This is a genomic window from Arenibaculum sp. (genome assembly GCF_035998295.1).
Taxonomy (GTDB): Bacteria; Pseudomonadota; Alphaproteobacteria; order Azospirillales; family Azospirillaceae; genus DASYHS01.
Map to the genome: position 1 here is coordinate 1 of NZ_DASYHS010000201.1, position 21,595 is coordinate 21,595.

The following is a 21,595-nucleotide window of genomic DNA, read 5'->3' on the forward strand; positions in this document are numbered from 1 at the left end:
GCCCAGACCGGCCAGTACTGCGACCTGGTCAAGGCCGGCATCATCGACCCGACCAAGGTGGTGCGCACCGCGCTGCAGGACGCGGCCTCGGTCGCCGGCCTGCTGATCACCACCGAGGCCATGGTCGCCGAGAAGCCGGAGAAGAAGGCCGCCCCGGCGATGCCGGGCGGCGGCATGGGCGACATGGACTTCTGATCGGTTCGATCGGACCGTCCGGAAAGGGAAGGGGCCGCCCGCAGGGGCGGCCCCTTTTCCTTTGCCGGCGATCCGCGGAAAAATAATCCGGGCCTGTCGAAACGGGGCGGCGCCAAGCGACAATGGGCATTCACGACGTGATCGGAAGGAACCGTCATGCGCTACGCCTGCCTCATCTACTACGATCCCAAGACGCTCTTCGGCGGAAGCCCGGAGGCCGACGCAGCCCTCGATGAGTGCGCGACCTATGACGTCACGCTGAAGGAAAGCGGCCATTTCGTGATGGGCGAAGCGCTCGAACTGCCCGAGGAGGCCATGACCGTGCGGGTGCGCGACGGGAAGATGTCGGCCGTCGACGGTCCGTTCATGGAGACCAAGGAGATGCTGGGCGGCATCATCCTGATCGAGGCGCGGGACCTCAACGAAGCCGCGCGGGTCGCGAGCGGGCATCCGCTGGCGAGGGTAGGTGCCGTCGAGATCCGGCCCGTGGTGGACTTCAGCCAGCCTCGGCCGGAACTGTGAGCGCAGCCGACGCGCGCGCCGCCGTCGAGACGGCCTACCGCACCGAGAAGCGGCGCGTGCTGGCGACGCTGATCCGCCTCCTGGGCGGCTTCGAAGCGGCGGAGGAGGCTCTCCAGGATGCCTTCGCCGCCGCGACGGAGCAGTGGCCGCGCGACGGCATTCCTCGGAACCCCCATGCCTGGCTGGTGTCCGCCGGGCGCTTCAAGGCCATCGACCGACGGCGCCGGCAGGCACGGCTGGCGGGGCTCCTGCCCGAACTGGCGGCGTTGGCGGAGGCCGAGCCGGAGCCTGCGATGTCGGAGCACATCCGGGACGACGAATTACGGCTGATCTTCACGTGCTGCCACCCGGCGCTGGCGCCGGACGCGCGCATCGCGCTCACCTTGCGCGAGGTCGGCGGGCTGACCACCGAGGAGATAGCCCGGGCACATCTGGTCTCCGCGCCGACCGTCGCGCAGCGCATCGTCCGGGCGAAGGCGAAGATCCGCGACGAGGCGCTTGCCTACGAGGTCCCGGCGCGCGCCGAGTTGCCGGCGCGGCTGGACAGCGTGCTGCGGGTGATCTACCTCGTCTTCAACGAGGGGTATTGCGCGACCGAGGGGCCGAGCCTGACGCGGACCGACCTCTGCGCCGAGGCGATCCGGCTGGGCCGCCTGGTGGTCGAGCTCCTGGGCGAACCGGAGGCGCTGGGCCTGCTCGCCCTGATGCTGCTGCACGACGCACGGCGGGCCACGCGGGTCGATGCGGCCGGCGACCTCGTCCTGCTGGAGGACCAGGACCGGTCGCTGTGGGACCGGAGGCGGATCGCCGAGGCCGGGGGGCTGGTCGAGCGGGCCTTCGCCACGCGGACCGTGGGTCCCTACGTCCTCCAGGCGGCCATCGCGGCCGTCCATGCCGAGGCGCCGAGCGCCGGGCAAACCGACTGGGCACGGATCGTCGCGCTCTACGACGTGCTGCTCCGCATCGATCCTTCGCCGGTCGTGGCCCTGAACCGCGCAGCGGCCCTCGGCATGCGCGACGGACCCGGGGCCGGGCTCGCGGCGGTCGAAGCGGTGCTGGGGCAGGGTGGCCTCGACGGCTACCATCTCGCCCATGCGGCGCTGGCGGACATGCAACGGAGGCTCGGCCTGACCGAGGCCGCCCGGGCATCCTACCGGCGTGCGCTCGGGTTGACGCGCCAGCCCGCGGAGCGTCGCTTCCTCCAGTCGCGCCTGACCCAGCTCGCGGAAAACCTCCCCGGCGACGGGCCGTAGCCAAGCTTGCAGCCCGGCCATTGCAAACCCGTCCGTCGAAGTCCTATTCTTTGTGCCGGCAAATGGGGCCGAAACAAGCCGGCGAAGGCGATTGATCTACGCGTCCCGCTTCCAAAGATTCGTCTGGTATCCGGCCGGAGCCGCAAGCCTCGCCGCCGTCGCCGTTCTCGTGCTCGCCTCCCTGGCTCTGGTCGTGCTCGGCCGAGGCGCCTTCGATCCTTCGCAGCCGCTCGACATGCTGGAGAACGGAACGGGACGCTCCGTTCTGGCGCCGCTTCTCCTGGCGGCCAACCTGGCGGGACTGTTCCTGCTGGCGCGTGGCGACTATCTGCGGGCCTCCGCTTGTCTGCGGGCCGTCCTCGCCAGTCTTGTCCTGCTCACGCTCGCGTCCATGGCCCTGCTGGCCGCGCTCGATCCGGGGACGCGGGCGGCCCTGCTCGCCTACGAGGAAGGATGGTCGCGGCACGTCCTGCACTCGGCGGTGCTGGCCCAAGGCATGATATTCGGCGTCCTGATCGTCTCGGGACTGGTCGGCGCGTCGGACGGCAGGGTCGGCCGCATCGGCGGGCGCATGAGGGCGATACGTTCGGCGCTCGAGGCGATCGACGCCGGCGGGGCGCGCCTGGACGAGGGTTCGGTCCGGGCATTGGAGAAGGAGATCGCCGAGCTCGACGACGCGTTGGGGAACGCGGACGGTCTCCATCTCCGCCGGCGCGACTGCGTCGAGGCCATGAGGCCGTGCCTGCGCGGCTGGCAGGGCCTGCTGTCGACGCAGCCGCGCTACTTCCTGGAGGAGGGTACCTGGCGGCAGGACCAGCGGCTGGTCCGGTGCATGGAAGTACTGAAGAAGGGGCTGAGGGCATGACCGGGCGGACCGAGACACTGAAATGGGTGCGGATCGTCGTCTTCGATGGACCGACGCCGGCGACCTGGGCGCCGTTCCGCCAGGGCGCGTCGATGAGCGGGCTGCGCGCGTTCGTCGTCAACAACTGCCGCCCGCCCACCTCCATCGACGGCCATGACGTCGCGTGCCGGATCGACTACATGATGCTGCCGGTCGCGCAGGCCCTGGACGAGGGCGGGTTCTCCTCCGTCGTCGGCGTCGTCCTCGACATAGCGGAGCTGTTGTCGGAGACCGGCGACCTGAGGCTCAAGCGCAAGGCGTCGCTGCTGGACCTGATCGCCCGCGTGAACGCCGGGTCCGGGGGGCAGCCGCCGCTCTACCGGTCCTACGGGTTCCGCGTCTGGGCCGTCGTCCCCGAGGACGGCGCCGACCGCTATATCGGCGTCTGCCGGGATCTCCATGCCGACATCGTCGTGGCGCTGGGGGTCCGGCCCGGGGAAGTCCAGTTCCAGAGGATCAGCACCGAGGACGCGTTCTTCCAGGTCAACCAGACGCTGGTCGAGGAGGTGGCGATCCGGACGCGCTTCCCGAGCCTGGATCTTCGCTGATGGCGCCGAAAGTCATCCGGTTCTCGCTCGACGGCCGCGACCGCATGCTGCGCGGCATCGACATCCTCGCCGACGCGGTGAAGGTCACGCTGGGCCCCAGGGGCCGCAACGTGGTCCTGGAGAAGAGCTTCGGCGCGCCGCGCATCACCAAGGACGGCGCCACCGTCGCCAGGGAGATCGAGCTCTCCGACAAGTTCGAGAACATGGGTGCGCGGATGGTGCGCGAGGTCGCGAGCAGGACCGGCGACGTCGCCGGCGACGGCACCACCACCGCGACCGTGCTCGCCCAGGCCATCATGCGCGAGGGGGCGAAGGCGGTCGCCGCCGGCATGAACCCGATGGACCTCAAGCGCGGCATCGACATGGCGGTGGCCGCGGTCGTCTCGGAACTGCGGGCATCGTCGCGCCCGGTCTCGGGTGCAGGGGCCGGGGAAGGGTGGACGGCCGCCACCTATGCCGAGGCGCTGGAGCGTCCGGAAGCCGCCGCGATCGCCGGCCCGGTCGGCGCGTGGTGGGCACGCCTCCGGCAGGGGCCGGCGGAGGACCTGGCCGCGTTCCGGCTGGCCGTCCTCACGCATCCGATCGCCTCGCCGTTCCTGCTTCCGGAAGACTACTGGGAGCGCGGCCGGTCCGCGGGAGTGTCGGTGCGGGAACTGGCGACGCTTCGCGACGCGCTCGCCGAAGCGAGGGCGCGGTTGATCGCGCAGGCCGTGCGGATGCGCGCGACCCCGGTGGGCCTCGCGGAGATCGGGACGATTTCGGCCAATGGCGAGCACGAGATCGGCGACATGATCGCCCGCGCGATGGAGAAGGTGGGCCCCGACGGCATCGTCATGGTCGAGGAGTCCAAGAGCCTCGAGACCGAGCTCGACATCGTCGAGGGCATGCAGTTCGACCGCGGCTATCTCAGCCCGTACTTCGTGACCAACCCCGACAAGATGATCTGCGAGCTGGACGACCCGTACATCCTCCTGCACGAGAAGAAGCTGTCGGGCCTGCAGGCGATGCTGCCGGTGCTCGAGACGGTCGTCCAGTCCGGCCGTCCGCTGCTGATCGTCGCCGAGGACGTCGAGGGTGAGGCGCTGGCCACCCTGGTGGTCAACAAGCTGCGCGGCGGCCTCAAGGTCGCGGCCGTGAAGGCGCCGGGCTTCGGCGACGGCCGCAGGGCGATGCTGGAGGACATTGCGATCCTGACCGGCGGCCAGGTGATCTCCGAAGGCCGCGGCATCAGGCTCGAGGACGTCACGATCGACATGCTCGGCCGGTCCAGGCGCGTGCGGGTGGAGAAGGAGGCGACGCTGATCGTCGACGGCGCCGGAGATCCCGCCGACATCCACGCGCGCTGCGTGCAGATCCACCGGCAGATCGAGGAGACCATTTCGGACTACGATCGCGAGAAGCTGCAGGAGCGTCTGGCCAAGCTGGCGGGCGGCGTCGCGGTGATCCGCGTCGGCGGCGCCACCGAGATCGAGGTGAAGGAGCGCAAGGACCGCGTCGACGACGCGATGCACGCGACCCGCGCCGCGGTCGAGGAAGGCATCGTCGCCGGCGGCGGTGCCGCGCTGCTTTATGCGTCCCGGGTGCTCGACCGGGTCGAGCCCGGCAACGACGACCAGCGGGCCGGCATCGCGATCGTGCGCCGGGCGCTGCAGGCGCCGGTGCGCCAGATCGCGCGGAATGCCGGCGAGGACGGCTCGGTCGTGGTCGGCAGGCTGCTGCTGTCGGCCGATCCCGGCTTCGGCTACGACGCCCGGACCGGCCGGTACCGCGACCTGATCGAGGCGGGCATCGTCGACCCGACCAAGGTGGTGCGCACCGCGCTGCAGGAAGCGGCCTCGGTCGCCGGCCTGCTGATTTCCGTCGAGGCCATGGTCGCCGACAGGCCCGAGGAGGCCTCGGACGACCCGCAGGGCGGCGTGGACGCCGCGACGTAGCGGGCCTCCCGCATGGCCTGATAACCCGCTATGCTGAACGCGAGCCGGACCCCTTCTCGCCCCATACGGGTACCCGGCGCGGAGATCCGTTCGATGACGTTCGTCCCGCTCTCTCGTCCGCTCGCCTCCTTGCTGCTCCTGTTCGTGCTGGCCGTCCGTCCGGCCGCCGCCGCGGACCCGGCGCTGCTGCTCTCCTACGAGGCGATCCCGTCGGCCCAGGTGGACCTGCCCGAACTGGGCCGGGCGACCTACGCGCAACGCGCCGAGGTGACCGCCGCCGCCCTCGACGTGCTGGTGCCCGAGATCCTGACCCTGATGGGCGTCGATCCGGACAAGGCGGTGACCGAGGTGACGCCCGGGGGATACCTGCTGGAGACCAACGCCTCGCTGCAGACCCGCGTCTCCCTGCCCAATGACGGCGCCGACAGGCTCGCGGCCGCGCTGGGCTACGTCCTGCGCCAGTACAGCGTGATGGTGAGCCACCTGGGCGAGCCGTCGGGCGACACCGGCTACGTCGCCGTCGCCTTTCGCCCGGGCGTGCTCGACGCGGATCTCACCCATCGCTTCTTCGTGGCGGCGGCGGCCCGCAACGAGGGGCTCGGCGGCGGCTACACCGCCTTAGGCGACACCTTGTACTTCCTGAACGTGCGCGATTCCGACGGCCAGCCCTACAGCGGCCTGGACGACGCGAGTTTCGCCGCCGAGCTGAAGGCGGTCGCCGCGGGGTTCGCCGGCGAGGGCGCGATGGTCGCCTCCGTCGGGACGGCCGACGCGCGCTTCGTCGGCAACGACTGGGAGCGCCAGCCCATGGGCGGCGCCTATGTCGATCTGCTCGGCGGCCGGGGTTCGCCGGAGGTCCAGTCCCTCGACCGCCTGCGCGAGCGCCACACCGAGCTGGTCCTGGAAGCGGCCGACCGATACGGATGGAGATGACATGATTCGCGGACTGCTCGTCCTGGCCGGCCTGCTGCTGGCCGGAACCCTTCCCGCCCGGGCGGCGGAACCGGTGCCGGCCGTGATCTACGCGGTCGGCCAGAAGTTCGACCGCAGCTTCAACGAGGCGGCCTACACCGGCGCCGGGCGCTTCTCGGAAGCGACGGGCATACCCCACCTCGAATACGAGCCGAACAATCCCGCCCAGTTCGGGCAGGCGGTCGAGGCGCTGGTCCGCCGGGGCGCCACCGACATCGTCTGCATCGGCTTCTACTACGCGACGTCGCTGGCCGAAGTGGCGCCCCGGCATCCGGGGATACGCTTCACGCTCGTCGATTCGGTCGTCGACCTGCCGAACGTGCAGTCGGTCGTCTTCAGGGAGCACGAGGGCAGCTTCCTGACCGGCGTCGTCGCGGCGCTGGCATCGCGGACCGGCCGGATCGGCTTCGTCGGCGCGATCGACATCCCGCTGATCCGCAAGTTCATCGCCGGCTACGAGCAGGGAGCCCGCCACGTGCGCCCGGAGGTCGAGGTGACCGTGAACTTCGTCGGCGCCACGCCGGCCGCCTTCAACGACCCGATCCGCGGCGGCGAGATCGCCCGCAGCCAGTTCGAGCGCGGCGTCGACGTCGTCTTCGCCGGCGCCGGCTCGTCCAATTTCGGCGTGTTCCAGCAGGCGGTCGACGCCGACCGGCTCGCGATCGGGGTCGACAGCGACCAGGGCTGGCTGCACCCCGACCACATCCTGACCAGCATGCTCAAGCGCGTCGACCTCGCGGTCGAGCAGGCGTTCCGGGCGGCCCTGGACGGAACCTGGCGGCCCGGCATCCGCGAGCTGGGCCTCGCCGAGGGCGGGGTCGACTACGTCTACGGCGATCAGAACCGCGCGCTGGTCGGCGACGAGGCCCGCGCGGCGGCCGAGGCCGCCAGGGCCGATATCGTCGCGGGGCGGATCGCCGTGGACGACGGCGCGCCCTGAATTACGGCTCTTCCCGCAGCGGCGCCAGGAACTCTCGGGTGGCCGCGACCGCCTCGGCGAGGCCGCAGCGCCGGATCTCCGTGCCGCCGGGGAACGCGCCGGCCAGCCGGGTCGGCATCATGGGGTCGAGCAGCACGAACACGCCGGTATCGTCGGCACGCCGCACCAGGCGGCCGAAGGCCTGGCGCAGGCGCAGCCGGGTCAGCTGGTCGTCCCAGCGCCGGCCGCCGAAGCGGTCGCGGCGCGCGCGGTGCAGGATGTCCGGGCGCGGCCAGGGCACCCGGTCGAACACGATCAGCCGCAACGAGCGGCCCGGCACGTCGACCCCGTCGCGCACCGCGTCGGTGCCGAGCAGGCACGCCTCCTCCTCGTTGCGGAAGATGTCGACCAGGGTGCCGACGTCGAGCCCGTCGACGTGCTGGGCGTGCAGCGGGATGCCCGCCGCCTCCAGCCGCCCGGCGATGCGCCGATGCACGGCCTTCAGCCGGCTGATCGCCGTGAACAGGCCGAGCCCGCCGCCGCCCGCGGCCAGGAACAGCTCCCGATAGGCCGAGGCGACCTGGTCGAGGTCGTCCTTGCGCACGTCGGTCACGACCAGGACGCGGGTGCGCGCGGCGTAGTCGAATGGCGACGGCACGCTGGCGCGCAGCGCCGGGGCTGGCATGTGCAGCGCGCCCGTGCGCGTCAGCGCCGCCAGCCAGTCCTGCTCCACGTCGCCGGTGCCGTCGGTCAGGGTGGCCGAGGTCACGACCATGCCGTGGGCCTGGGCGCCGAGCGTGGCGGCGAAGGGGATCGTCGGGTCGATCCAGTGCCGGTACATCCCGACGTCGATGTCGCGGCCGTCCTGGCGCTCGACCGCGAACCAGTCGACGAAGCCCTCGGGCATGCCCTGGCCGAGGCTGCGCAGCATGTCGCGCCAGCCGCCGACCGTGACCGTCCCGCGCCGGTCCAGGCTGCGGCAGACGGCGTCGATGCGCCGCCGCGTGTCGGTGTCGAGTTCCGCCGCCTCGTCGTCGAGGCGCGTCCTCAGGCGCTTCGCCAGTGCCGCCATCGGTTCCAGCAGCAGCCGCAGCGCGTCCTCGAAGGCCTCGGCCGCGGGGAGGAGCCCGTCGATGGGATGCGCGGTCTCCGTCTCCAGGCTGTAGCCGGAATCGGCGCCGTGGGCGCGGGCCAGCACCTGGCGGCGGACCATCAGCAGGAAGGTCTCGCCCGGTCCCTGCGCGACGCCGTCGTGGAGCCGGTTGGCCCAGCCCTCGCCGGGCAGCGCCCGGGCCGCGGCGGCGATCTCGTCCAGCAGGCGCCCGCCCGCGTCGTCGCCCGCGACCAGGTCCTCGACCCGCCGGCGGATGCCGCGGGCACGGCTGCGCCCGCTGGCCTCGGCGCCCAGCAGCCAGCGGCGCAGGTCGTGCGTCTCGAACCCGGTCAGGTGGCCGGCGAAGGCGCTGTCCGCGGCATCGAAGACGTGGTGCCCCTCGTCGAAGACGTAGCGGCTGGGGACCCAGGAATCGTCGCCGCCGCCCAGTGCCGCCTGGATCATCACCAGCGCGTGGTTCGCGACGACGATGTCGGCGCGCCGGGCGCGCCGGATGCTGCGCTCGATGAAGCAGCGCGAATAGTGCGGGCAGCCCGAGAAGATGCACTCGCCGCGGCGGTCGCCGAGCCCGAGCGTGCGGGTGCGCCCGGCGACGTCGGCGAGCCAGCCCGGGAAGTCCCCGCCCTGCATGTCGCCGTCGCGCGTCGCCGCGATCCAGCGCGCCATCAGCCCGGTCGCCACCGCGTGCAGCGGCTGGGAGCCGAACCCGGCCAGCGCCTCCTCGTAGTTCAGCAGGCACAGGTAGTTCTCGCGCCCCTTGCGCAGGACGACCCGGCGCGCCTTCACGGCGGGGTCGGCGTGCAGGCGGTCGAGCTCGGCGTCGATCTGGTGCTGGAGATTGCGGGTGTAGGTCGAGACCCAGACCGGCTGGCGGTTCTTCTCCGCCCACAGGCTCGCGGGCGCCAGGTATCCCAGCGTCTTGCCGACGCCGGTGCCGGCCTCGGCCAGCACGAGGTTGGGCGCGCCGGGCTGGCGCCGGGGCGTGAAGGCGTCGCTGACCGCGCTGGAATAGTCGGCCTGCTGGGGCCGCAGCTCCGCGGGCTTGCCGCTCACCTCGACGCCCAGCATCTCCGCGAGGCGGCGGCGCGCCTCGTTCGGCTCCACCGGGTCCTGGCCGGGCGGCGGCTCGGGCGCGTGCTCCGACCATTCCGGCAGCCGCTGCCAGACCCGGAGCGCGTCCGCCGGCCGGCGGTTCGCCGGCCCGTTCGGCGCCCCGAGCGCCGCCAGGACCGGCGGCGCCCAGCCCCAGCCGTAGCCGGGCGTGCCGCCCGCGGTGCCCATCATCCAGGCGATGGCCGCCGCATCCGACGCGTCCTCGCCGGCCGGCCGCTCCATCAGGTCCGTCAGCAGCCGGCGCATCGCGTCCACGAGGGCCAGCGCCTCCGACTCCGCGCCCCGCGGCAGCGCCAGGCCGAGCGCCTCGGCGAGGCCGCGCGGCGTCGGGACGCAGAAGCGCGCGGGATGCACGAAGGCGAACAGCTCCAGCAGGTCGTAGGCCGCGAACCGGTCGACGCCGAGCCGGCGGCCGAGCGCCGGGGCGTGGCAGACGATCGCCGGCGCGCGGCGCAGCCGCCCGGCGGCCTCCTCGTGCGACAGCGTCTCGACCTCGCCGTCCGGGCTCAGGACCACCACGCGATGCACCCCCGCGACCAGGGCGGGCGCCTCGGGCAGCAGGAGACGGCGGGCGGCGGGCGGGGCGGCGGAAGGAGGGGCGGCGTTCATCGTCCGGCACTATAGGTGCAGCGGCGCCGTCCGGGCGAGGGGTTTGCGCCGACGCAGGGCTTCCAGGCCTCCCGTCCTGCGCGCATCACCCGCTTGGTATCGGCCGGGGCAGGCTGGTAGGGTGCGCGCATGCAAGGGCATCCGGCGGCGAAGCGATGAAGCGTGCGAGGCTTGTCCGCCGCGCCCTGCGTTTCCTGGGGGTCGCGGCGGCGGGGTTCGTCCTGCTGTCGGCGGCCTGGGTCCTCGCCTACGGGGTAGTGCCGGCGCCGGTGACCGCGCTGATGCTGATCCGCGCCGTCCAGGGCCACGGGCTCGACAAGGACTGGGTGGCGGTCGAGGCGATCTCCCCCCATCTCGTGCGCGCCGTGATCGCGGCCGAGGACAGCAAGTTCTGCCAGCATTCCGGCTTCGACTGGGAGGCGTTGCGCAGCGCCGTCGACGAGCAGCTCGCGGGCGGGCGCATGCTCGGCGGCAGCACGATCTCGATGCAGACCGCCAAGAACGCCTTCCTGTGGCCGGACAGGACCTATCTGCGCAAGGCGGTGGAGGCCTGGTTCACGGTCCTGATCGAGGCCGCCTGGCCGAAGCGGCGGATCATGGAGATGTATCTGAACCTCGCCGAATGGGGGCCGGGCGTCTACGGCGCCGAGGCCGCGGCGCGGCACTGGTTCGGCCGGCCGGCCGCGGATCTGACGGCCCGGCAGGCAGCACTGCTCGCCGCCGCGCTGCCCAACCCGCTGGATCGGTCGCCGGGCCGCCCCTCCGCCTACCTGTCGCGCCGCGCCGGCACGATCGAGCAGCGCATGGCGATCGTGCGGCGCGACGGCCTCGCCGCCTGCGTGGACCCGTAACCGCCGCCCGTAACCGCTCGCAACCGCCGCGTTGATTCCGGATGCGGACCGCTCTAGGGTCGCCGGACTTTTCTCCATCCGTGTTCAGAGGCACGCCGATCATGACGAGCGAACGGGAACTGGCCCTTCAGGCCCGGGCATGGCCCTTCGAGGAAGCGCGCAAGCTGGTCGCGCGCTTCGCGAAACGGCCGCCGGCCAAAGGCTACGTCCTGTTCGAGACCGGCTACGGCCCCTCGGGCCTGCCGCATATCGGCACCTTCGGCGAGGTCGTCCGCACGACCATGGTGCGCCAGGCCTTCACCCGCATGTCCGACCTGCCGACCCGCCTGTTCTGCTTCTCCGACGACATGGACGGGTTGCGCAAGGTGCCGGACAACGTCCCGAACCAGGCCATGCTGCGCGAGCACCTGGGCAAGCCGCTGACGCGCGTGCCCGACCCGTTCGGGCAGTACGAGAGCTTCGGCCACCACAACAACGCGATGCTGCGCCGTTTCCTGGACGGCTTCGGCTTCGAGTACGAGTTCCAGTCCTCGACGGACTGGTACGGCTCGGGCCGGTTCGACGAGGCGCTGCTCGCCGTGCTCCGCCGCTACGACGAGGTGATGGCGGTGATGCTGCCCACGCTCGGCGAGGAGCGCCAGCAGAGCTACAGCCCGTTCCTGCCGGTCTCGCCCAGGACCGGCCGCGTGCTGCAGGTGCCGATCCTGGAGCGCGACCCCGACGCCGGCACCATCGTCTTCGAGGACGAGGACGGCACCCGCACGGAGGTGCCGGTCACCGGCGGCCGGTGCAAGCTGCAGTGGAAGCCGGACTGGGGCATGCGCTGGCATGCGCTCGGCGTCGACTACGAGATGTCGGGCAAGGACCTGATCGCGTCCGTCCAGCTCGGCTCCGAGATCTGCCGCATCCTCGGCAGCCAGCCGCCCGAAGGCTTCAACTACGAGCTGTTCCTGGACGAGAAGGGCCAGAAGATCAGCAAGTCCAAGGGCAACGGCCTGACCGTCGACGAATGGCTGCGCTACGCCCCCTCGGAGAGCCTGGCGCTCTACATGTACAACAAGCCGCGCGCGGCCAAGCGGCTCTATTTCGACGTGATCCCGCGCGCGGTCGACGACTACCTGACCTTCGTCGGCAAGTTCCACCAGGAGGACGAGGCGAAGCGGCTCGAGAACCCGGCCTGGCACATCCACGCCGGCACGGCGCCGCAGGTCCGGACCGACATCGGCTTCAGCATCCTGCTGAACCTGGCGGCGGTCGCGAATGCCGAGACCAAGGACGTGATGTGGGGCTTCATCAGCCGCTACGCGCCCGATGCGAGCCCCGAGGCCAACCCCTTCCTCGACCGGCTGGTCGGACACGCGGTCGCCTACTACCAGGACTTCGTGAAGCCGGCGAAGCGCTACCGCGCGCCCAGCGCCGAGGAGCGCGCGGCGATCGAGGACCTGCTGGCGGAACTGGAGCGCCTGCCCGGCACGGCCGGGGCCGAGGAGATCCAGAACCGCGTCTACGAGGTCGGCAAGCGCCACCCCTTCCCGGAGCTGAAGGCGTGGTTCCAGGCGCTGTACGAGGTGCTGCTCGGCCAGTCGACCGGCCCGCGCATGGGCTCCTTCATCGAGCTCTATGGCGTGGACAACACGCGGGAGCTGATCCGCGGCGCCCTCGGCCGCGGACCCGGGGGCGAGGCGGCCGGCCTGGCCTGAGGCCGGAATCCGGCACGGGCGGGCGGCAGGGGCGGGCGGAGCCGGCGGGCGGAACCGGCGCCGGGGGGCCATGTTGTCCGAGGGACGGCCGGCGGTGCCGGTTCCGCGACCTTTCCCTGTGCCGGAGTATGGACATGGCCCGGAAGACCTGTATCGCGATCCTCGCCGCCGCCGCGGCGGCCCTGCCCGCCGCGGCCATCGCCCAGGACCGCACGATCGGGAGCGAGAGCGGAGAGATCCGCGTCGAGACCCTGGCCGATGGCCTGGAGCACCCGTGGGGGCTCGCCTTCCTGCCCGACGGGCGGGCGCTGGTGACCGAGCGGCCCGGACGGCTGCGCATCCTGGAGCCCGGCGGCGCGCTGTCCGACCCCCTGTCCGGCGTGCCGGAGGTCTTCGCGCAGAGGCAGGGCGGCCTGCTGGACGTGGCCGTCGATCCGGAGTTCGAGACGAACGGCCTGGTCTACCTGTCCTACGCCGAGCCCGGCGAGGGCGGGGCGTCGACGGCCGTGGCGCGCGGCCGGCTGGCCGAGGGCGGGCTCGATGACGTGGAGGTGATCTTCCGCCAGGAGCCGAAGGTCTCGGGCGGCGCCCATTTCGGCTCGCGGATCGCCTTCTCGCCCGACGGCACCGTCTTCGTCGGCCTGGGCGAGCGGTTCAAGTTCGATCCCGCCCAGGACCTTTCGAACCATCTCGGCGCCGTGGTCCGGGTCAATCCCGACGGGTCGGTGCCGGACGACAACCCGTTCGTCGGGGAAAGCGGCGCGCGGCCGGAGATCTGGTCCTACGGCCATCGCAACATCCAGGGGGCGGCGGTCCATCCGGAGACCGGGGCGCTGTGGGTCGTCGAGCACGGGCCGCGCGGCGGCGACGAGGTCAACATCGCCGAAGCCGGGCGCAACTACGGCTGGCCGCTGGTGAGCTGGGGACGGCACTATGCCGGCGAGAACATCCCCGATCCCCCGACCCGGCCCGACCTCGCCCAGTCCGTCTTCCACTGGACCCCCGTCATCGCGGCCTCGGGCATGGACTTCTACACCGCCGACCTGTTCGGGGACTGGCAGGGGGACCTCCTGGTGGGCGGTCTCGTCGCGAAGTCGATCATCCGCCTCGATCAGGACGGGCAGGAGGTCTCGGAGGCGGAGCGCCTGAACCTGGGAGCCCGGGTCCGCGACGTCGCCGTCGGTCCCGAGGGCGCGGTCTACGCGCTGACCGACGAGGACAATGGCGCGGTCCTGCGACTCACTCCCGCCGACCGGGCGCCCGACGCGACCGCCGAAGAGACGGAGTGAGTCCGGCCGGTCCCGAATCGCCTCGCGGACTGTTGGAGAAGGAGGACACCCAACGCCACTGGTGGATGATGACGGGAGATGATGACGGCCGGATCAGGCTCTCCGACGTGCTGGAGCCGGTGCTCAACGCGGCGGAGCAGGACGACGAGGAGCTGGACCGCGCGGTCGGCCTCGTCGCGGAGGCCCTCGCCGCGCTGGGCGCCCTGCTGGTCGGGCCGACCGGCGACCCGGTCCCGGGCGCCTCGGACGAGATGGCCGTCCTGGGGGCGCTCAACACCTACGGCCAGATCCTGGTCCGCGGCGGGCGTCTCGAGGAGGCGCTGATGGTGACCGAGCTGATGGACAGGATCCGCGCCCTCGGCGCCGAGGACGGCCCCGTCCCGGAGGGCGGGACGGAGTGAGACGCCTCCCGGAGGCTCAGACCGGCGGCCGCCGGCCGGCCCACGGCCGCCGCTCCTCCAGCGCGCGGCCGATCCGCAGCACTCCGGGGTCGTCGCAGGGATGCCCCACGATCTGCATCGCCGTCGGCAGGCCGGCGCCGTCGAAGCCGGTCGGGACCGACAGCACCGGACAGCGTCCGAACAGGTTGAACGGGCCGGTCATGGTCGTGCCGGCGTAGCCGTCCGGTTCCGGCCCGGGCTCCGGCGCCGCGCCGCCGATCGGCGGCGCCACGCGGGCGAGCGTCGGGCAGAGCAGGGCGTCGTGCCGGGCGAACACCGCGGCCAGCACGCGCCACGCCTCGGTGCGCAGGATCTCCAGCCGCTTGCAGGTGACGGCGTCGACCGCGAAGCCCGCCTCGATATAGGCGACGACGCGGGGGTCCATCTCCGCGCGCCGGTCGGCGAGGTGATGGCCGAAGAAGGCCGCCTGGAACACGGCCCAGTGGACCTCCCACGCATCCTCGATCGCGCGCTTCCAGCCGAGGTCGACCTCCTCGACGACCGCCCCGGCCGCCTCCAGGGCCGCGGCGGCCGCCCGCAGCCCGGCCTCGACCCCGGGCTCGACCCGGTAGAAGCCGAGATCGACCGAGAGCGCGAGGCGCAGCCCCTCGATGCCGGGGGGCGGCCAGGCGCCGAGCGGCCGGGGCGCCGCCTGGGACAGCGGGTCGCGCAGGTCGGGGCCCTCGGTCACGGCCAGGAACAGGGCCGCATCCTCGACCGTGCGCGCCAGCGGCCCGAAATGCGACAGCTCGTCGAAGCCCGAAGGCAGGATGTCCATGGGAATGCGGCCATGGCTCGGCTTCAGGCCGACCACGCCGCAGCAGGCCGCCGGGATGCGCACGGACCCGCCCATGTCCGTGCCCTCGGCCAGCGGAACGCAGCCTGCCGCGACCGCGGCCCCCGAACCGCCGGACGAGCCGCCGGGCGTGCGCTCCAGGTCCCAGGGATTGCGGGTCACGCCCCACAGCGGGCTCTCCGTCGTGCCGGCATGGGCGAATTCCGGCGTCGTCGTCTTGCCGACCAGTATCGCTCCCGCCGCGGCCAGCCGCTCGACGATGGCGGCGTCGTGGTCGGGGACCCAGTCGGCGTAGAGGCGCGAGCCGAGCGTGGTGCGCCGGCCCCTGGTCGGCGTCATGTCCTTCACCGCGATAGGGACGCCATGGAGCGGGCCGAGCCGCCGGCCCTCCCTGGCAGCCCGTGCGGCGGCCAGTTCGGCGGCGCGCGCCGCCTCCATCGCCTCTTCGCGATACACGAAGCAGAAGGCGTTCAGCGCCGGGTTCACCTCCTCGATGCGCGCCAGCGCGTTCTCGACCACGCGCACCGGCGAGAGCGCGCCGTCGCGGATGCGCCGCGCCAGCTCGGCCGCGGGAGTGAAGCAGAGGTCGAGGTCGGCGCTCATGCGTAGTCCCTGAAGCTCTCCGCGGCCTGGCGGTCGTAGCCCTGGCTGGCGCGCAGCAGCTGGAGCGTGTAGTCCTCGCGCGCCGCACCCCGCTTCAGCTCGTCCACGCCCATCTCCTCGACGACGCGCCCGCGGTTCATCACCGCGAGCCGGTCGCACATGTAGGAGACGACCGCGAGGTTGTGGCTGACCAGCACGTAGGTCAGGCCGTGGTCGGCGCGCAGGCGGCGCAGCAGGTTCAAGATCTCCGCCTGGACCGAGACGTCGAGCGCCGAGGTCGGCTCGTCCAGCAGCAGCACCCGCGGCTCCAGGATCAGCGCGCGGGCGATCGCGACGCGCTGGCGCTGGCCGCCGGAGAGCTGGTGGGGAAAGCGGAAGCGGAACTGCGGGCCGAGGCCCACTTCCCGCAGCACCCGGTCGATGCGGCGGTCCGCGTCGCCGAGCCGGTGGATCGCGACCGGTTCGGCCAGGATGCCGTCCACGGTGTGGCGGGGATGCAGCGAGCCGTAGGGGTCCTGGAACACCATCTGGCAGCGCTTGTAGAAGGCGCGGTCGCGGTGCCGGCCCTGGGCGACGCCGTCGACCTCGACCGTGCCGGTCCAGTCGGGATTGAGCCCGCAGACCGCGCGCAGCACCGTCGACTTGCCCGAGCCGGACTCGCCGACCAGGCCGTAGCTCTCGCCCTCGGCGACGCTGAACGAGATCGAGCGGACGGCCTCGATGGCGGAAGCGCCGACGCCGAAGACGACCCGCAGGTCGCGTACGGTGATCATCCTCGGCTCTCCTCAAGCCAGGCGGGATCGCGGTCGAGCACGGGCAGCTCCGGCCGCGGGTCGTCCAGGCGCGGCAGGCTGCCGAGCAGCCCGCGGGTATAGGGGTGGGTCGCGGAATGCAGGTCCGCCGCCCGGCAGGTCTCGACGACGCGGCCGGCATACATGATCAGGATGCGGTCGCAGAACGAGGCGACGAGGTTGAGGTCGTGGCTGATGAACACCAGCCCCATGCCGCGCGAGCTGCACAGCTCGTCCATGATCGCCAGCACCTGCATCTGGACGGTCACGTCGAGCGCCGAGGTCGGCTCGTCCGCAATCAGCAGGTCGGGGTCGGGGATCAGCATCATCGCGATCATGATGCGCTGGCCCATGCCGCCGGAGACCTCGTGCGGGTAGAGGCCGAAGACGCGCTCGGGGTCGCGGATGCGCACCGCCTCCAGCATCTCCAGCGCGCGCCGGCGCGCCTCGGTGCGGCCGGCCTTGCTGTGGACGCGGTAGGCCTCGGCGATCTGGCGGCCGACGGTCATCACGGGGTTCAGCGAGAATTTCGGGTCCTGCATCACCATCGAGATGCGCCGGCCGCGGATCTCGCGCATCCGCCGCTCCGACGCCGTCAGCAGGTCATCGCCCTCGAACGCCATCCGGTCCGCGGTGACGACGCCCGGGGCGGGCACGAGGCCGAGCACGGCGCGGCCGGTCAGCGACTTGCCCGAACCGGACTCGCCGACGATGCCGAGCTTCTCGCGGCCGACCTCGAACGAGACGCCGCGCACGGCCTCGGCAAGGCCGTGGCGGGTCGGGAACGCGATGCGCAGGTTCGCGACCGAGAGGAGGGGGGAGGCGGTCATGAGCTCTTCGGGTCCAGGACGTCGCGCAGGCCGTCGCCCAGCAGGTTGAAGCCGAGGCTGACGATGAAGATGGCGATGCCGGGGATGGTCGCGACCCACCACTGCTCCAGCAGGTACTGCCGGCCGGCCGCGATCATGGCGCCCCATTCCGGCAGCGGCGGCTGGGCGCCGAGGCCGAGGAAGCCGAGCCCGGCGGCGGTCAGGATGATGCCGGCCATGTCGAGCGTGACGCGCACGATCAGCGACGAGGTGCACAGCGGCACGACGTGGCCGAGGATGATGCGCGCGCGGGACGCGCCCTGCAGGCGGACCGCGTTGATGAAGTCGCTGCTGCGGATCGTGATCGTCTCGGCCCTGGCGATGCGGGCGTAGGGCGGCCAGGAGGTGATGGCGATCGCGATCACCGCGTTCTCGATGCCGGGGCCGAGTGCCGCGACGAAGGCCAGCGCCAGGATCAGCTTCGGGAAGGCCAGGAAGATGTCGGTCACGCGCATCAGCACGGCGTCGACCCAGCCGCCGACATAGCCCGAGATCGTGCCGACCGCGAGGCCGGCGAGCGGCGCCGTCAGCGCCACCAGGGCGACGATGTAGAGCGTCAGCCGCGAGCCGTGGACGATGCGCGAGAAGATGTCGCGGCCCAGCTCGTCCGTGCCGAGCCAGTGCGCCGCGCTGGGCGGCTGCAGGCGCTCCAGCAGGTTCTGGTCGTAGGGCGAGTAGGGGGCGATCAGCGGCGCGAAGGCCGCCAGCACGACCAGCAGGACCACGATCGCCAAGCCGACCATGGCGAGCCGGTTGCGCGACAGCGACAGCCAGCCGGCATAGACGCGGCCGAGGCGCGCCTGGAGGCGCGAGCGCGGGGTATCGGTGAGCAGCCACTCGCGCGAGAAGCGCGCGGGCGGCGGCGAGAGGCGGTCGTCCGTGGTGGTCATCGCGCCCTCGGGTCCAGCAGGCGGTAGAGCAGGTCGGACAGCAGGTTGAGCGCGATGAAGACGGCGCCCACCACCAGCGTCCCGCCCAGCACGGCGTTCATGTCGGCGCTCAGCAGCGACTGCGTGATGTACAGGCCGAGCCCGGGCCAGGCGAACACGGTCTCGGTCAGGACCGAGCCCTCCAGCAGGGCGGCGTAGGACAGCGCCACGACGGTGATCAGCGGCACCGTGATGTTGCGGAACGCATGGAACCAGACCACCCGCCACTGCGACAGGCCTTTGACCCGCGCGGTCGTGACGTATTCCTGGCGGAGCTGCTCGAGCATGAAGCTGCGCGTCATGCGGCTGATGTAGGCGAGGCTGTAGTAGCCGAGGATCAGGGCCGGCAGCGCCAGGTGCGAGAGCGCGTTCCAGAAGATCTCCGTCTCTCCCGCGATCAGCGCGTCGACGGTGATGATGCCCGTGACCGGGGCGACCAGGCCCTCGTAGAAGATGTCGATCCGGCCGGGCCCGGGGGCGATCCCGAGCTTGGCGTAGAAGACGAGCAGGCCGATCAGGCCGAGCCAGTAGACCGGCATCGAATAGCCGACCAGCCCCAGGACGCGCACGAGGTGGTCGGGCCAGCGGCCGCGGCGGACGGCCGCGATCACTCCCGCCGGCACGCCGACCAGGACGCCGATCACGATCGCGGCGGTCGCGAGTTCCAGGGTCGCGGGGAAGACGCGCGCGATGTCGTGCAGCACCGGCCTCGCGGTCAGCACGGATTCGCCCAGGTCGCCGCGGGCCACCTGGCCGACATAGATCGCGAACTGCTGCCACAGCGGCAGGTCGAGGCCGAGCTCGGTCCGCACGCGCTCGTAGACGTCGGCAGGCGCGCGGTCGCCGACCGCAGCGAGGACGGGGTCGATCGGGACCACGCGGCCGATCAGGAACGTGATCAGCAGCAGGCCGAGGAAAGTCAACGCGACCGAGAGCAGCAGGCCCGCGGCGCGCCCGGCGAGCCGGAGCGGCAGCGGGCGCATGCCCGCCGCCGCCCGGCCGCGCAAGGTTGTGAGACCGGTCAACGCTTAGTTCTTGCTGGCTTTCCAGTAGTAATTCGCGTCGAAGGACGGGCCCCAGATCAGCCCGTCGACACCGGCGCGCTCGGCGATCACTTCCGTCTCCTGGAACATGATCGTGAAGGGCGAGTCCTCCATCACCGCGCGCTGGAGCTCCTGGTAGGTCTCTGCCCGCTTCTCCGCGTCGCGCTCGAGCACCGCGGCGGCGGTCTTCTCGGTCAGCTCCGGGATCTCCCAGGCGTTGCGCCACGCCAGCGTCTTCGTCGCCCCGTCGTCGGCGTTATCGGGGTTGGAGGCGAAGGTCTCGGCGTTGGTGTGCGGGTCCTGGTAGTCCGGGCCCCACTGGCCGATATAGATGTCGTGGTTGCGCGCCCGGTACTTGGTCAGCGTCTGCTTGCCGTCGCCGGGAATGATCTCGATCTTGATGCCGGCCTTCGCGGCGCCGGCCTGGATCGCCTGGGCCATGTCCATGGTCGGCGAGGTGTTGCGCACGTCCATGGTCACGGTGAAGCCGTCGGGATAGCCCGCCTCGGTCAGAAGCTGCTTGGCCTTCTCGGGGTCGTAGGAGAACGGCTTGTCGGTGACGGCGCCGAGGAAGCCCTTGGGCAGGAACGCCTGGTGGACCGTGCCCTGGCCGTTCATGATGGTCTGGCGGATGCCGTCATAGTCGACGACGTAGCGCATCGCCTGCCGCACCTCGGGCTTGGCCAGGATCTCGTTCTTCTGGTTCAGGCCGAAATACCAGAGCGTACCCTTCGGGGACTCGACGATGTCGATCGCGTCGTTCGCGCGCAGCGGCTCGAACTGCTCCGGCTGCAGGTCGCGGGCGACGTCGATGTCGCCCTGCTCCAGCAGAAGGCGCTGGGTCGCGGGCTCGGCGATGTGGCGGATGATGACGCGGTTCAGCTTCGGCGCGCCCTGCCAGTAGTCGGGGTTGGCGTCGAGCATCATCAGTTCGCTCGCCTTCCACTGGCGCAGCTTGAACGGGCCCGAACCGGCCGAGTTCGTCCGCAGCCAGCCATAGCCGAAGTCGCCGTCCTTCTCGTGCTCCTTCAGGAGCTTGGAGTCCACGACCGCGGCGATGCTCGAGGTCAGGCAGTACAGCACGAAGGTCGGCGCGTAGGCCTTGTCGGTCTCGATCACGAGCGTGTTGGGATCGGTCGCCCGCACCTTCTCGTCCACGTTCTCGGGCGTGAAGCCGAACTGGGTCAGGATGAAGACCGGCGTCTTGTTCAGCTTGACCGCGCGCTGGAGCGAGTAGGCCGCGTCCTCGGCGGTCACGGGGTTGCCGGAATGGAACTTCATCCCGTCGCGGATCTTGAAGGTGTAGGTCTTGCCGTCGTCGGAGACGGTCCAGCTCTCGGCGATCCGCGGCTCGATCTTGCTGACGTCCTCGACGTCGTAGCTGATCAGGCGGTCATAGACCTGCGCGCCGTATTCGGCGCCGGACAGCTCGAAGATCTCCGCCGGGTCGAGTGTGGTGATGTCGTCGAACTGCCAGGCCATCACGAGGGTGTCCTGGGGCGTCTCGGCGAGGGTGGGAGCCGTGGCGAGCGCGATGAACGCTGCGCCCACGAGGCAGGCGGCGAATTTTTTCATGACCTTGGAAGCCTCCGGTCCATTCTGATTCGTATCCCGCCATCGTGCGACGCGAAATCCTGTTTCCGGAACGTCCCGGCTGGACAGGGGGCCGACTGAATAACGGGTTAACCGGATCATTGGTCCTGGCCGGTGGCGCTGTCAAGCGGAGCGCCCGTCGGCACCGGAGGCGCGCGGCCTATCGCCCGGCGAGCGCGTCGCGGATCGCGTCGCGCAACGCCTCGACGCGGAAGGGTTTCGACAGGACGCGGACGTTCTCCAGCGAGGAGGCGCGCGTCGGGTCGACGTTGCCGGACACGATGATGACCGGGATCGGGTGTCCGTGCGTGATCCGCTCCGCCGCGGAGACGCCGTTGCCGACGCGCAGCTGCACGTCGGCGACGATCAGGTCGGGCACCTCGCGGGACGCGGCGGCGACGGCTGCGCTCTCGGTGTCGACCACCGCGATGACGCGGTGTCCGAGCTCGGACACGATCAGCTCGAGTTCGAGCGCCACCAGGGGTTCGTCCTCGATGATCATGACGCGCCGCACGGCGCGTTGCGACCGGGGCGCGAAGGACTGGTCCGCGGGTCCGCGCGTCAAGGCGTTTCTCTGATGGTTCATGGTGAACGCGATGTCCACGTGG

General features: G+C 71.6%; 19 protein-coding genes and 1 pseudogene. 12 read left to right on the plus strand and 8 right to left on the minus strand.

The genetic code is table 11. The features are described 5' to 3' along the window. The 8 genes and pseudogenes from groEL to VGO20_RS19690 all read left to right on the plus strand — a co-directional run. A pseudogene (gene groEL / locus VGO20_RS19655) lies at positions 1–195 on the plus strand (chaperonin GroEL); the annotation flags it as partial. Between the two features lie 156 nt (positions 196–351). Continuing rightward, a complete protein-coding gene (locus VGO20_RS19660) occupies positions 352–717 on the plus strand; it encodes a YciI family protein (protein WP_327504077.1) in 366 nt (121 codons plus the stop codon). After that, entirely contained in the window at positions 714–1,970 is a 1,257-nt protein-coding gene (locus VGO20_RS19665) for an RNA polymerase sigma factor (RefSeq protein WP_327504078.1), read from the plus strand. Before VGO20_RS19660 ends, VGO20_RS19665 begins: the two co-directional genes overlap by 4 nt. Before the next feature lie 91 nt (positions 1,971–2,061). Then, positions 2,062–2,835 carry a hypothetical protein gene (locus tag VGO20_RS19670; protein WP_327504079.1) on the plus strand — a complete coding sequence of 258 codons (774 nt, stop codon included), beginning with the start codon at positions 2,062–2,064 and terminating at the stop codon, positions 2,833–2,835. Next, a complete protein-coding gene (locus tag VGO20_RS19675) occupies positions 2,832–3,422 on the plus strand; it encodes a hypothetical protein (protein WP_327504080.1) in 591 nt (196 codons plus the stop codon). Before VGO20_RS19670 ends, VGO20_RS19675 begins: the two co-directional genes overlap by 4 nt. Beyond that, entirely contained in the window at positions 3,422–5,356 is a 1,935-nt protein-coding gene (gene groL, locus VGO20_RS19680) for a chaperonin GroEL (protein ID WP_327504081.1), read from the plus strand. The genes VGO20_RS19675 and groL overlap by 1 nt, the downstream gene beginning before the upstream one ends. 93 nt (positions 5,357–5,449) lie before the next feature. Continuing rightward, positions 5,450–6,289 carry a hypothetical protein gene (locus VGO20_RS19685; RefSeq protein ID WP_327504082.1) on the plus strand — a complete coding sequence of 280 codons (840 nt, stop codon included), beginning with the start codon at positions 5,450–5,452 and terminating at the stop codon, positions 6,287–6,289. Position 6,290: 1 nt separating this feature from the next. After that, positions 6,291–7,268, plus strand: coding sequence for a BMP family lipoprotein (locus VGO20_RS19690; RefSeq protein ID WP_327504083.1), 978 nt, complete (start codon positions 6,291–6,293; stop codon positions 7,266–7,268). Between the two features lies 1 nt (position 7,269). On the opposite strand, the gene VGO20_RS19695 is transcribed toward VGO20_RS19690, so the two are convergent. Beyond that, the gene (locus tag VGO20_RS19695; protein ID WP_327504084.1) at positions 7,270–10,083 is read right to left on the minus strand and encodes an ATP-dependent DNA helicase; all 2,814 of its coding nucleotides are present in this window, start codon (positions 10,081–10,083) and stop codon (positions 7,270–7,272) included. Between the two features lie 155 nt (positions 10,084–10,238). On the opposite strand from VGO20_RS19695, the gene mtgA reads away from it, so the two are divergent. The 4 genes from mtgA (at position 10,239) to VGO20_RS19715 (ending at position 14,324) form a co-directional block, all read left to right on the plus strand. Further along, positions 10,239–10,934: a monofunctional biosynthetic peptidoglycan transglycosylase gene (gene mtgA, locus VGO20_RS19700; RefSeq protein WP_327504085.1), complete on the plus strand. Its 696-nt coding sequence runs from the start codon at positions 10,239–10,241 to the stop codon at positions 10,932–10,934. Between the two features lie 101 nt (positions 10,935–11,035). Continuing rightward, positions 11,036–12,634, plus strand: coding sequence for a lysine--tRNA ligase (locus tag VGO20_RS19705; protein ID WP_327504086.1), 1,599 nt, complete (start codon positions 11,036–11,038; stop codon positions 12,632–12,634). Between the two features lie 134 nt (positions 12,635–12,768). Next, positions 12,769–13,923, plus strand: coding sequence for a PQQ-dependent sugar dehydrogenase (locus VGO20_RS19710; protein WP_327504087.1), 1,155 nt, complete (start codon positions 12,769–12,771; stop codon positions 13,921–13,923). A gap of 65 nt (positions 13,924–13,988) precedes the next feature. Then, positions 13,989–14,324, plus strand: coding sequence for a hypothetical protein (locus VGO20_RS19715; protein ID WP_327504088.1), 336 nt, complete (start codon positions 13,989–13,991; stop codon positions 14,322–14,324). Positions 14,325–14,340: 16 nt separating this feature from the next. On the opposite strand, the gene VGO20_RS19720 is transcribed toward VGO20_RS19715, so the two are convergent. The 7 genes from VGO20_RS19720 to VGO20_RS19750 all read right to left on the minus strand — a co-directional run bounded on the left by VGO20_RS19720 (position 14,341) and on the right by VGO20_RS19750 (position 21,552). Further along, positions 14,341–15,762: an amidase gene (locus VGO20_RS19720; RefSeq protein ID WP_327504089.1), complete on the minus strand. Its 1,422-nt coding sequence runs from the start codon at positions 15,760–15,762 to the stop codon at positions 14,341–14,343. Continuing rightward, the gene (locus VGO20_RS19725) at positions 15,759–16,535 is read right to left on the minus strand and encodes an ABC transporter ATP-binding protein (RefSeq protein WP_327504090.1); all 777 of its coding nucleotides are present in this window, start codon (positions 16,533–16,535) and stop codon (positions 15,759–15,761) included. The genes VGO20_RS19720 and VGO20_RS19725 overlap by 4 nt, the downstream gene beginning before the upstream one ends. Next, positions 16,532–17,383, minus strand: a complete 852-nt coding sequence (locus VGO20_RS19730; RefSeq protein WP_327504091.1) for an ABC transporter ATP-binding protein — start codon at positions 17,381–17,383, stop codon at positions 16,532–16,534. Before VGO20_RS19730 ends, VGO20_RS19725 begins: the two co-directional genes overlap by 4 nt. Next, positions 17,380–18,312, minus strand: a complete 933-nt coding sequence (gene nikC, locus VGO20_RS19735; protein ID WP_327504092.1) for a nickel transporter permease — start codon at positions 18,310–18,312, stop codon at positions 17,380–17,382. Before nikC ends, VGO20_RS19730 begins: the two co-directional genes overlap by 4 nt. Further along, positions 18,309–19,334: an ABC transporter permease gene (locus tag VGO20_RS19740; protein WP_327504104.1), complete on the minus strand. Its 1,026-nt coding sequence runs from the start codon at positions 19,332–19,334 to the stop codon at positions 18,309–18,311. Before VGO20_RS19740 ends, nikC begins: the two co-directional genes overlap by 4 nt. A 45-nt stretch (positions 19,335–19,379) precedes the next feature. Next, entirely contained in the window at positions 19,380–20,969 is a 1,590-nt protein-coding gene (locus tag VGO20_RS19745; protein ID WP_327504093.1) for an ABC transporter substrate-binding protein, read from the minus strand. 178 nt (positions 20,970–21,147) lie between these two features. Further along, a complete protein-coding gene (locus VGO20_RS19750) occupies positions 21,148–21,552 on the minus strand; it encodes a response regulator (RefSeq protein WP_327504094.1) in 405 nt (134 codons plus the stop codon). Positions 21,553–21,595: the final 43 nt, after the last annotated feature.